4 protein-coding genes are annotated in these 13,903 nt (G+C 52.5%); all 4 read right to left on the reverse strand.

The annotated features are described in order from the left end of the window. Positions 1–3: 3 nt before the first annotated feature. A complete protein-coding gene (locus tag DWZ54_RS04035; protein WP_233541614.1) occupies positions 4–138 on the reverse strand; it encodes a VOC family protein in 135 nt (44 codons plus the stop codon). A 19-nt stretch (positions 139–157) separates the two neighbouring features. Beyond that, positions 158–841, reverse strand: coding sequence for an MmcQ/YjbR family DNA-binding protein (locus DWZ54_RS04040; protein WP_118474618.1), 684 nt, complete (start codon positions 839–841; stop codon positions 158–160). Between the two features lie 236 nt (positions 842–1,077). Next, the gene (locus tag DWZ54_RS04045) at positions 1,078–11,940 is read right to left on the reverse strand and encodes a filamentous hemagglutinin N-terminal domain-containing protein (protein ID WP_118474619.1); all 10,863 of its coding nucleotides are present in this window, start codon (positions 11,938–11,940) and stop codon (positions 1,078–1,080) included. A 64-nt stretch (positions 11,941–12,004) separates the two neighbouring features. Then, a complete protein-coding gene (locus tag DWZ54_RS04050) occupies positions 12,005–13,669 on the reverse strand; it encodes a ShlB/FhaC/HecB family hemolysin secretion/activation protein (protein WP_158573607.1) in 1,665 nt (554 codons plus the stop codon). Positions 13,670–13,903 lie beyond the last annotated feature (234 nt).

Consider the following 13,903-nt stretch of genomic DNA (forward strand, 5'->3'; position numbering starts at 1 on the left):
GAATCAGTATTCCAAGTGACTACCGTTGCGGCCATTCCTCTGCTCGAGTTCCATGCCGAGGATGTCAACATAGAAGTGCAGGCATGCCTTAAGGTCCTGTGTCGTGATGACGATGTGGTCGATGTTCTTGAACTTCATTTTCATCGCGCTCCTGCGTTCATTTTGTCAGCTGGTAGCTGTCTTCAATCCACTGCATGATGGCTTCATCCGTCTGGGTGTCGTCCAGTACGACGGAAATCCATGTCTTGTGGTTCATGTGGTAGGCGGGATAGACGCCGGGCAGCTGGTGGAGGGCGTCGCCGTGCTCGGGCTGGATCTTCAGATTGATGACGTCGACGAGCGCGGGATTGCCGTCCTTGTCGAGCACGGCGCGCTTCACGCGCATGATCAGGGCGAACCACTTGCGGTTGGACGCATGGCGGAACACGCCGTACGCCTGATAGCGCGCTTCTTTCTCCCACGGGAAGTCCGGCTCGACCTGAAAGCGCTCGAGGATGTATCGCGTCAGACGGTTGGCCTGGTCGGACGCGAACAGCACCTCCTGGCAGCAGGCCGCCGCAATCTCCTCCAGAAGCCGATCATAAGCCGCGCGGACCGTATTGACATATGCACCCGTAGCATTTTTCTGTCTCAATTGGTAGTAATCATCCTGGGTGGTCGTGTCAATCACGCGTCCCGCAACCTTCCCCTTCTCCGTCACAGACAGAACTGCCTTGAAATCTCCATCCAGGAAGCTTCGCTCGAGCACGTAGCCATCCCCAGATTGGCAAAAGCCAAAAGCGAGCATTTTTTCCAGTACCCACCGCTTCCGCGCAAAAACATGTTCTTCGATTGTTTCCATGATGATTCCTCCCCTCTGACGAGATCTCACAACAATAGAATTCGGTGCGTTGCTGCAAAGTCCTGCCAGACATACGCTGCAATAGTCGGGCTAAGCCCCTCTGGGGCGCTTTTACAATGGCAACTGAGTCACAAGACAAGCGCGGCAACTTGTGCTAGGATACAATGCAGGAGAGTTTTCGTCGCTAACGATGAAATCGAAAAGTCGCCCCGGTTGAGCAGAACCGGGGCGGCTTTTTATTTGGTGAAAATGTAGACAGCTTCAATATCTTCGAGCTGGACACCGAGTTCTTGTACGGCTGAGGCCAGACCGCTGCGCAGCAGAAGCTGTTCGTCTGTGCCCTTGGACTTTGCGAGCTGGCGCGCCACATCGTTTTTCGGGTAAAGCTGGACGATGCCGTCGGCGTAGGCCACTGCATACTCGCCCTCAGCGCCCTGATATGGGATATGCAGGACTTTATGCTCTTCCTGTGCGACGGATGCCGCCCGCAGCGAGGGGACTTCTGCCGTATCGGTCGTCGGGCGCACGACGACCGCATCGTTCTCATAGGCGAGATGATAACGGCCACCAAGCTCCTTGTTCTCGCCGTCCGTATAGACGACAGGGACTGCCTGACTGACTTCCTCATGGAAGTCTCCCATGCCTTCCGATGGAACAGGCCGCGTCAACTGGTCAGGCTGATGGGGCTGGCTCGTTCTATCGCCTCCAAGACCATCCTTGAGGATGATGGCACCGTCGTCCTTCGGTGTCTGGACGCCGTTCCAGCGGTTGATGCCTTCACTGCCATCGACCTTGAGGTACATGACATCGAGGATTGGGCGGCGGACCGGCTGCACGGCATTGTAGACGCTCGGCTTCATCATGCGGTCCGGCAGGATGTGGTAGACCGTATGGCGATGAATCATGTAGTTGCGGTAGATGTCACCCGCAAAATTCAAATACAGATAGCCGATGCCATCAAAGCCTGGATAATCCCCGGCCGCAATGACCTGCGGGGAAGTATCAAGAATCTGCAAATCCGAGAGGAAGCGGCCCTGATGCTCCTGCGGCACATTGCGCATGGTCATGGGCTCGTCCATGCGCAGCGAGCTCGGCGAGCCCGACGTGCGGCGGCTCTCCATGTAGACGTCGACCGGGCGCTTGTCGATGACAAAGACCGTGTCGTACGTGAGCTCGTAGTTGCCGAGCTTGAAGCCATCACCGTGCAGGGTACTGTCATCAAAGCCAAGAATGCCCTTGTTATCGCTCGAATGATACTCGCCCGCATTGCTGAAGCGGTCGCCCGTCTCCATGCTGTGTACGACAGTGGCATCGTTGAAGTCAATCTTCTCGTTGTTCTGGAGACCAGACTGCGAGACCGTATAGTCCCTGCCGCTGAGGCTCGTCGAATCGCCATAGGTCTTCTCACCCTTGATGGTGAGCGTGAGCGGACGCTTATTGACCGTATAGGTAGCTTCTTGCAGGACGATATTGTAGTTCTGATTCTTAAAGCCATTGCCATCCTTTACCTCGACTCCGCTGATGCCATAGTTCTTACCATCTGCCGAAGACGGATTATCTGCACCATACTCGATAGGTGAACCGACGCCAGACTGTGACGAACGGTAGGTACCGGCATCCGATGTCGACACCAGATTGTTCAGAACTGTGATCTGACTAGGATCAATGTGTTGGCCCCCAACCAAACCTTCCTCAGAAGTGCCTGCTCGTTCAAACTCAATCTTCTTGTAGTTCTCACCGGCCGTCTCTGCCGGATCACCATAAGTCGATTCTCCCTTGACCGTGACGCGCACCGTGCGTGGCGTGACCGTATACGTCGACTTGAAATCTATATCATAGTTGTTGAAGCTAAAACCAGATTTCTCCTGCACGTCCACACCAGTAATGCCGGAAGCATTGTCTTTGTCAACCGTATGGCTGTTTCCTTCCATGTCCACATAGGTATAGCTTTCTTTCTTATCCGAGATTCCTGCATAGCTCGACCAGTCATGATGATATGTACCGGCATCCATAAGCGTCTGATTCATATTGTCGGTTATGCCCGTCACATTGGTTGCAGCATCTCCAGGAACTACACCTGTAATTATTACTGCATCTGAAGACAGAGCAGACGACTGACTGCCGTAGACCTTTGTGCCATCGATTGTAATGGTGAGCTTTTCAGGATTGATGATCTGCGTCGTATGGTAGGTGATATTGTAGTTGTTTGAGCTAAAGGTGGAAAGACCGCTGCCATCTGTATTCTCGCCTGCCCCAAGCTGTACCGTATAGATCCCCTTATCGGTATCCGTACCAGCAGTAGGCGCCTTGCCGGAACGAAGCTCTGCAGTGTTCAGATACTTGCCAGACTTAATAGATGCTGTCGAGGTTGCTGCCCCCGTCGTATCAGTCCACTCGTTTGCCGTATAACTACCGGCGGCCGAGTTCGCCACGAGATTCGATAGCGTTCCGCTGTCTGCAATCATGGTTTCACCATTCTTGGTACCAGTGCTTGTAACCGTATACTTGGTATCAGTCTTGCCATAGGTGCTCTCGCCCTTGACATCGACGGTCAGGTTGACAGGGTTGATGGTAAGCGTATGCGTGCCATCGCTGATGACATAGTCGTAATTATCGTCGTTCAGCACATTGAACCCATGAGACGAATCTGCTTTATCCGCGTGTTCGATAGACGTGACCTTACCTTCGGCATCCGTCTGGATATGGGACGCCAGCGTAATGGTGCTGCTGGTGTCCGTACTGCCGACATTGAGACTGTAGCTGTCGATTTTCGACTTGTTATCTGCATTGCGCTTGACATCGGTGTACTTGCTGAGCTTGCCATCCTCGCCATTGCTGTTCTCATGCGTAGGTGCGTCTTTTCCTTCTGTCGTTTGATTTTCGATAGAAGAGAACATGTTCTCTACATGTGCTGTATTTAAGATGTCCGACAACGAATCCATCGAAGCAAGCCCTTCCGCAGCAATATTGTAACGACCAGCTTCAGACGTCCCATCGGTCGTATACTGTGTGCTCATGGTATTGCCATAATCACGCTGTCCTGTAACGCTAACTTTCAGATTCAACGGGTCAATCCGATATGAACTGTTTTGGACCGCAATAGCTTGTTTCTCCTGCTGGATTGGTGCATCACTTGATGTACGCTCCTGTGCAGCCACAGTATAGTTGCCCGCCTTTTTCCAGATGAGATTATAATTCTTTGCCAACGTGCTGCCCGACGTGCCAGCCAGCTGTCTTTCCAGACTATCCACGGTGTAAGAGAGGATCTTGCCATCACGATCGACAATAACATGCGAATATCCATTGTTTTTATCATTGCCAATGGAACGAACTTCTGTCGGTGACGTGATATTATCTGCCTTAACAGCATTATCGGTATCGGCTGCCTGGACAGCTCTGCCGGTCATGCCATAATTTGCATTTTTCACTTGCAGACGATTGTTATCCAGCGTTCTGTCTGCCGTTGACTGCAAGACATCGATATCCCACGATTTCAGATAGCCTTGAACCGTTTTTTTACTGGAATCCGAATCAATGCCGACTAACGTATACGTATGTGTTCCAGAAGAATTATCCGCACCATAGTTGCGTTCCCCATCGTAAGTGTAATAAAGGTCCGCCTTCCCTATGGTATACGTCGTCTCAAAGGAGAGGTCGTAGTTGTCTGCCACATATTCCTTCTTATCGGCATTTGCCACCGAATCATTACTCAGTGAAATTGTGAAGGCACCGTCTGTCTTATAGGGACTCGTCGTTGAATCAAACGAATAGTTCCCCGCATTACTCTTCTCGTCGAGATTGTTGGCAATGACGATATCCGCCACCTCACCGGTCTTCAGTTTGACCTGTCCGGTCTTCTGCCCATCATACGTTACGCCGCCCGAGACACTGGCTGTGGCTGTATAGTCGGTGGCCGCCTGGGAGTTGAAGTCGCCATACGTCTTGCTGCCATTGACCGTGACTTTGATGTCGACCGGCGTGATTTTGAGCTGATGGGTGCCATCCTGCAGGATGTAGTCGTAGTTGTTGGACGTCAGGATGGAGTCCGGATTATCGTATGTCGTCGTTGCTTTGTCGCCCTCACCTATCGTGATCGACTTGACTTTCATCTGATTCGTCGCTTTGCCGTCTGTCACGACATCGTTGACAACGGAGACTTTACTCTTTTCAAAGCCATTGATGTTCTGATAGACAGCCTCTTTTGTCGTCGTATCACGCGCGACGTCGGTATAGGGATTGATTTTCTTGCCGTCCTTAGCGTCCGAAACCGTTCCATCTTTGTTATCGATTTTCGACAACAGATCCTTCGTCTTTTTCGAATCCAATACATGTTCATCATCGCCATTGGTCAGGCCATCGATATTGATATTGTACGTACCGGCAGTCTTATCCAAGCTGGCTGCAGAAGCACCATCCAAGATTTTATTTGTAGTGGTCGAATACGGAGTATCGGATGAAGTATTCATCGTGTCGCCGTACTGGCGGTTGCCTGTGATCGTGATGATGGCTGTCTTAGACAGGATAGTGAAGGTGCTGTCGTTGACTTTCAGCCCGTCTGTCTCCGTCTTGATACCGGCATCGCCGGAAGGCGTCGGTTTTTCCGGATCTCCGATGGTATATACTTTGTCGTATGTGCCGCCTTCTTTCCAGACCAGCTTGTAGTTCTTATTGAACTTGTCCACAGCGGCCTGCATGTTTTTGTCGGCAGTATTTGTGGTGTCCGATGATGCCTTGAAATAAAGCTGGATGGTGCCGTCTGCATTCTTATTACTGGAGGCAAAGGAGGTCACCTTGTAGCCGATGGGCTTGCCGTCTTTATCGACCAGGACGTGCGTGTACATATCGTCATTTACTGCACCATCACCATAGCTGCCGATGACCTTTTCTGTGTCTGTGCTAGGCAGATTGATGCTGTCTTTATTGATGATGCCCGTCATGTTCGTATAGATATCATCAAGGGATGCCGACTTTGTGTCATCCTTTGATTTCACTGTCGTGCTCTTTCCTGTGGTGACGTCGGTGGTTGTGGTCGTCTTCTCTGCCGTGTAGCCGGTAACGCCGATATTGTCCTGATTGATTTCGTAGGTATCCCCGTCTTTCTTGAAGAAATCCTTGTACGGATTCGTTATGGTCGTCTCTGTACCGTCATCGTTCTTAATGGTGATGGTCTCATCATTGATATCCCAATACTTCAGGAAGCCATGAGTGCTGGTATACTTGCCGTTAGAATCGGCCGTATTGGAATCGACGCCAACCAGAGTATAGGCATGCTCACCGTCTTTATTCTGCGCGCCGTACTCCCGCGAGCCGTCGTAGGTGTAATAGAGCTCGGCCTGTTTAACGGTCAGCGTGCCGCCGTAGTTAATGGTGTAGTTCTGGTTTGTGGCAGTGAGGCCGGTAATCTGGGCATTTGTGACGTTGTAGATGCCTGCATCGAGATACGTATCGGCAGTGACGCTGCTGAAGAGATGCTGGAGGTTGCTGCCAGACGTTGCAGTCGTAGTTGTCGAGCCAGAGTTTGATAAAGTTGTGACAAGTCCTGTGATCAGATCGCCAAGATTGTCAACGCCTTCGCCGTTGATGAAGCCATTGAGCTCCAGGACATAGAAACCTTTTTCTTCTGCGAGCTTCAATAAGCCATCTTCCGTCTGCTCATATTTGCCAAAGAACTCTGTCAAAGCCTTATCCGAGTCAGTGCCTTTAAGAAGCGTATACCCTTCTTTACCGCTTTCCTCTACCGGCTTGTAGAACGAATACTGTTTCGTGCCATCTGCTGCGGTATACGGCACGCAGACATAGTAGCCGCGAGTATTGAAGATATCACCGTAGACGCGGGTGCCGTAGAGATTGGCGCTCATGTTGACCGGGTTGATGACAAGTGTGGACTCCGGGTCCATGTAGTAGCCGTGCTGCGGTGACCAAATGGATGTGTTGTCGTAGGTGTACTCACTCGAGACGCCGTTGCTCGAGAGCTGGTAGTTGGACAGCTGGACATCCTTGCCGGCATCGCCGTCGAAGTCGGCACGGCCATAGAGGTTCGCGACATCGTCCGTCTTTAGGTTATGGGTCGTGCCGTCGTAGCTGAACGTACGGCTCAGCGACGCCTTGTTGAGGAACGCCGTCAGAAGCGGTCGCGTCTGATCTTCGTAGATGGTCCATGTCTCATTGGCCGTGCGGGCCGCCAGGACGGCATTGAGCACGACGGTATTGCTGCTCGGACCGCTCACCGGCGTCAAGACAATCTGGCGCGTCGCGGTATCATAAGTCGCGTTATAGATTGTCCCGTCCGTATCTTTATTCCCGCTCGTATCTTTGAACGTGCCGTCATCCTGTCTGGTATAGGATGCTTTCGTGGAGCGAGTGGACGTATAGGTGGTCTTGCCCGTAGAAGAATCCGTCGTCCCCGTCGTCGTGATCGGATAGATATGACTGATGCTGTCCATGGAGCCTGTGCCATCGGTGTAGAACGAGCCATTCGTACCGCTGGTGTATTCGTAATACGTCGCAGTGATGTTGCCAGACGAGTCCTTATCGGTATCCGTCTTCTGCTGGACGCCGGGAAAGTTCGTGCGCGTGCTATTGTTGCTGACATAGTATTTCTTCTTGGAGTCTGTGGCATCCAGAAAATCGGTATTTTCAATATTTTTGTCCTGCGCGCTCGAGGTGCCGACAACTTTGTTGACCGTACCCGAATACGTATTGCCATTGGCCGCATCGGTTCCCGTGACATAGAAACTGTCCTTGATGAGCGATGCATCATCTTTCGAGCCGACTAGAGCGCCGGTGGTCGCCGCATCACTGCTTGTTATCGTACCGGCGTTGTAGGCCGAATCGATGACGGAACCAGAAGTATACTTCTTTGCATCGCCTGTCGTCGTCATGCTGCCGACAAGGCCGCCGGTATTCTTGCCCGTGCCCGTGACATTGGCGTCTTTGTTGAACGTACGGTTGAAGTAATAGCGCTCGCTTGTAGATGGCAGCGATGCAGCCGGTTTACCATCTGCTGTAACGTAGATGCCACCCGCGCCCTTCTGGGTCGTGCCGCTTGTCGTCGACACAGGGAGGAAGTAATAATACGTGCGCGTGCCGTCGATGCCGACCGTGAAGAAGCTGTAGTACTGCGTCAGGTCCTGATTGTTCGTCGTGTCCTTATTATTGGGTTCGGACACTTTTGTCTTGCTGTAGGCATACGTCTTGGAATGGTCGCTGGTATCTTTTATTTTGGCATTCTTTACGGCATCAGGGATCGTGCCCAGCTCGCGCAGTACGGTATTGTTATCGGCGTTGTAGACGTTCGACAATGTGCCGCCTGTCATCTTGCCCACAAGGCCGCCGGTGTTTTCGCCTGTACCTGTGATATTGCCGGCATTATAGCTCGTATCGATGACATTGTTCGTGATGGGAGCATCTTCGACCGCTTCTTTGGTGGTCGTTCCGTCTGTCTCCGTCTTCGTCGTCGAACTGATATTGATATTGGTGACTTTCTTGCTGAAATCCGGCGCATCTTCCAGATAGCCCACAAGGCCGCCGGTGTTGGTGACACCTTTGACTTTGCCAAAGTTGCTCTGCAAGGCAGCATCCGTGATGCTCTTACCAGCCTCACTCGTTGTACCATCGCCGCGCTGGATGACTTTGTTGTCATCACCAATAATCAGCTGGCTCGTCTTGGACAGCGGGGCATCTTCATTCGTATTGAACACGCCGTACATGTAGATGCCCTTGGCATGGCCCACGATACCGCCGGTATTGGTCGTACCTGTCACCTTGCCGGTGTTGTAGGTATTGGCATAGTTGTAAATCGCAGAGCCGGTGCCGAGGATAGTGCCGTTCTCGACATAGCCCGCAATGCCGCCGACGTCTTCCGTGCCGGAGATGGTGCCGAAATTGCGCACATCCGTGAGAGTGCTGCTATTCTTGAGCGTTCCGGCAATGCCGCCGATTTTCTTATCCGTGCCATCTGTGCTCGTGCCTTGGACCGTCGCGCTATTGGAGATATCCCACATGGAGCTGTTGTCAACGAGACCGGCGAACCCGCCGATACTCTCACCCGTGCCGGTCACGGTGCCGGATGTGCTGGACCAGCTGATATGAGAACCGTTCTGCAGAGTACCGGCAATCGCGCCAACGTTGTCTTTGCCCGTAATGGAAACATTACTGAGATACAGGTTGGCAAAGTCAGCAGAATCACCTACACCGACCAGCCCCACATTGTCCTCGTCGGGGCGGTTAATCGTGAGGTTGCTGATACCAAAGACCCTCTCACCGCTGAAGCCATTGATACTGCCGGTAAACGAATTCGTGCTGTCACCGATGGGATTGAAGCCCTTGCCTTCATCCCACTTGTCCGAGTGGATATTTTCAATCTTCGCATCGTCAAGGTGGGTACTATGGAATTCATCGTAAGCCTGCTTAAGTGTAGGTTCCAATGCCGTGTTGTCACTGATGGCCTGCTGCAGGGCATTGTACTGCGAAAGGGCTGTGGTCGCATTCTTCAGAGCAGTCGATGCTGTATTGAACAGTGTGGTGTCCGACTTCAACTGCTCAGCGGCCGACTTGAAGTTAGACTGTACGGCAGTGGAATCTGTACGCTTCGTCTCGACTGCATCCAGTGTCGTAATGGCTGAGTTCAATGTATTGGTAAGACTCGTGGCTGTCGCATAGTCGCTGTATATGCTCGTCGCCGTAGTCAGTGCAGTATTAGCCTTTGTAAAGAAGTCGCGTACTGTATTTTTCACGGTGTCGGAGACCGTCTCCCCTGTCGTACTGTCTGGAAGGGATACTTCGTTGCCCGATACGACATAACTCTTGCCATCGTACTGGACCGTGCCATCTGTAGCGCTTTTGATCGTCGCAATTGTACCTCCGTCGGTGACTTTACTCGTGTTGGTATCTACCGATACTTTTCCCATAGTAACCGTCTTGCCAGAGATATCTGCTGATGTCGTTCCTTTTGTATAGGTAATCGTGTTGTCCGTACCAGTAACAATATCATACGACGTGTCTCCGCTCTTGATGGTGGTCGTACTGCCATTAATGGTCACATCACTGCTCGTCCCTGACTTTGTGATGGTTCCTTTTTTCAGTGTATCCGTACTATCAGAAATTTCCGTTGTAACATCGTTTTTCGCAACTTTCTTTGTCGTGATATCTACGGAACTTCCGTCATATGTGACTGTATCAGATACCTTGCCATCCTTCACCGTATAGGTAATACCATTGATGGCAATGGTGCCGGATGTCCCTGCTGCAGTTTCCGTGCCATCTGCAATCGTGGCTGTATATCCGGCATCCGACGTGCCTGCCGGCTTGGTAACGGTATGGGAGTTTGTGTCGGTGACACTGCTATCACTTGTATGGGTGATGGTGTTCCCGCTGATATCGGCAGTATAGGTTTTGTTCTTGTCTGTGACGGTCTTGGCCGTAGTATTGGAAGTCAGTCCGTCTTTGTCGACGACGCTCGTCTTATCCGACTGGATGGTATAGATACTGCCCGCAGTCTTGTCCGTAACCGTCGATGTGTCCTTGGTCGCCTTGGTCGTGCTCCACCGTGTATTCTCTGCACTAGTTACTGTGCCGTTATTGGACAGAGTTGTTTCCTCAGAAAGTTTCGTGCCATCGGACAGCTCTGTATCCTTTGCCAACTTTGTTGTCGCTTTATTCTCATCCTTCGAATAGCCAATCGTGGTGCCATTGACTGTCTTTGAGAGATTGCCGCCCGACTTGGTGCCGGTGATCTCCACGCCGTCTGCCGTGGACCACTTTTTCACGGTGCCGTCCGAATTCCTCGTGTAGAGGACGCCGTCATCGATATAGGAGTGTGCGTCGTCGGTGGCATTGATAGCGCGGCCCAGCACGTAGCGGCCGTCGAGATTACCTGTATTTTCATCTTCAATATCCTGCAGCTGGTCCATATTGTTGACCAGCAGGGAGGTCGTAACCGTCGTCGCACCATTTCCCCCATAGGACGTGCTGATCTTATTCTTGTTCGTGTCACTCGTGTCATTGCTCAGCTTGTCGGCCGTTATGCCGGGGCCGTCTACGGACACACTGGTGCCGTCTGTATAGGCAGAGCCGTCGATCTTAAAGGTCGGAGTGCTCTTGTAGTTATGCTTGGTATAGTACGTTGTCGTGGCACCATCGCCGGATTCCGTACGGCTGACGGCAGCATTGATGCCGTTGGTCGTATCGTCATCGCCATCGGCCTGGTCTGCATTGGTATAAATGCTGACACCATTGACGCTCTGCATGACGGGCTTGATGGTATTTTCACCATGGGTGATGATGACCTGGCCGTAGTCGTCGGCATCGCGGTCGGAGCGGATGTAGATTTTTCCTCCCATTCCGATAGCGCCAACGCCTACATTGAAGCCCTCATCGCCAACGGACGCATTGGAACCGATGTAGGTATAATCCTTGGCCATGATCTTCGTGGGCGCAGCAGTCGTGCCGCCCTGAATATCGACATTGCCCTCGGCGACAAGATGGATGCGGTTCGTGTAACCGTCTTCACCGGTAGAGTCGATGGCGATGGCATAGTCCTTGGGGTCGATACTGAGGGCCTTGAGATTCGCCAGCACAGCGCTGACACCGACATTGATGGTCGCGCCGCTTTGAATCTCGATATTACCCTCTTTACCGCTGTTGACAATGCCGTTTTTCGCATCATATCCCGTGGCATAAACGCCGAGGCCACCGACGTTGACCTGGGCACCGTTCATGAAGATGACGCCGTTCGGGTTGATAAGGGCCACGTTGCCCGTCGCATTGAGCTTGCCGGCAATCTGGGACATCTCGCTGCCCGTCACAGCGTTAATGAGCAGGTCGGCACCGCTGTACTGCTTGATATTGACCGTGGCATCCTTGCCAATGTTGAACGTATCCCAGCTGATAAAAGCCCGGTTCTTGCCTTTTGTCTGCGTAATCGTCATGGTAGTGTCATTCGTGACGATGGAATCAACGTTCTCTTTTGTACCAGGATTTTTCGGCAAGGCCGCTGAATCCAGCGCCTCCGCTGCCCATGCCATATGATAAAGACCGCCCGCGAGTGATAAGGTCAGGGCGATCGTGCGTTGCAATCTCTTGATATACAGCTCTTTCATATTAGTCACCTTACTATTTTATGAGATAGAATGAAATTCTATATCAGCAATAAGAATATTGGTATTAGAACTGTTTGACGAGCCGCAGCCATGCAGTGCTCGTGACATCCTTGCCAAGGCTCTCGGAGTAATGGCAGCCGAGCGGCGTGGCCCAGTCGAATTTGCCGTACCAGTCGCGCGACTTCTGATAGATGAGGCCGAGGCCCGCGCCGGCGAGGTCTTTCGTGCCATCTCCCATGATGCGGCCCGCATCGACAAAGGCGGTGGCCATAAGGCCGGGGATGCCGAGCGACCGGCGGATTTCTACCGTGCCGAGCAGGCCGCTCCGGCCGCCCGCTTCGCCCTGCACGAAGGCACGCACGGCATCAGCGCCGCTGATGTAGAACTGCTCAGAAGAATCGAGCGGCGTCCAGCCGTACTGGCCGCTCATCGAGACATGCAGTTGCCAGTTGCGGTCGATCTCGTGGATATAATAGAGGTCCATCAGGGATTTGTGATAATTGCCGATGGCGTCCGGTGCCGAATAATTGTTGCGCCTCACGTGCAAATCACCGGCGACATGACCGATGGTATAGGAGAACGAATTGCGGTCATCGCGGTAATAGCCGTAAACATCGCCTTCAATGCTGTCGGAGGTCTTCTCCGTGCCGTACATGCCTGAGAGGATGTAGTCGTGGATGTCGCGATGGCGCACGTTGACAGAGTAGAAATGCGACTGCGCGTAGGTGCGGCGCATCGGGATGGAGACGCCGAGCTCATACGTGTTCGTCAGGCCGTCGGCATTGAGGTAGTCATACTGGCCGCCGAGCACGTAGTTCATCTGCCCTGCCGTCAGGTGTAGGCTCGCGCCGTCGTTGCCGACCGGCACCGTATAGCGCAACTGGAAGTTGTGCAGGTCGTCCGTGCTCGTCATGCCAGACAGTGAAATCTGATCGCCGACATTCGTCAGGTTGTTGTAGTGGTACTCGATGCCGAAGCGGTTGCGGCCCGTCGACTTGCTGCCGTAGTTGTCGTAGGACAGGTAGCTGCCTTCACGCTCGAGGTCAAAAACCTTGAGCAAAAGGTCGGCCGAACCGCGGCGCTTGCCCGGCTGCATCGAAGCCGTGACCTTGATGCCCGCCAGATCATTGAGCGTCAGGAGCGTTTTCTCCAGCGGCTGCGACTTGATGAGCTGGCCGGGGCGAATGTCCCCGATATAGGAAAGCAGCCGCTCATCCATCAGGGAAGACGTGTTGTCGATGCGCAGGTCGCCGATGCGGCCGATGATGACCTTGATTTTCAGAGTATGATTGACAATATCCTGGGCGGGCACATAGGCCACGGCCGTCATATAGCCATGATGGCGCAGGCTTGCCGTGACCTTCTGGGCAAGGTCCTGCATCGCGGCAAAATCCATGTCCCTGCCAAGATACGGCTGCATCTCATCCTTTAAAACCGTTTTTACATCGAGTTCCGCACAGATGTATTCAATACGGTCAATATGTGCCTGGAGTTCCTGGCTGCCCTGCTGCACGTCAGGAATCTTCGTATCGATCTCGGGCTTGGCCTGCCGCGGCGTAATGCGGCGCTCCGGCTCGAGCTCGTTGAGGATGCGGCCGGAATCCGGCATGCCCTTGACGTTGAGTGTGGATGGCTCCGGCGCGGCTTCTGCCGTCAGGGGCAGGCTCAGCAAGACAGCCAGAGACAAGCCGATTGGCCAATTCTTCTTGTTGTCACAGATTTTCTTCATATCGTATCTCATTTCCATTCCATTCAGTTCAATGTGCCATTTTCTTGGAAAATGAAAAAGACACATGGCGGCTGCAACCGTCATGTGTCCTGATCTTGCGATACGATACATGCTGACTCATAACCGCATTCCCTCATGACGGTTCTTTATCTTTCTCTCACAATTGCATTATAACACATCTTGTTCAAGAATCCTGCCAGCATATCCTATATTTATGATATTTTCCTCTTTTTT

The sequence above is a fragment of the Mitsuokella sp. AF33-22 genome (assembly GCF_003475755.1).
Taxonomy (GTDB): Bacteria; Bacillota; Negativicutes; order Selenomonadales; family Selenomonadaceae; genus Mitsuokella.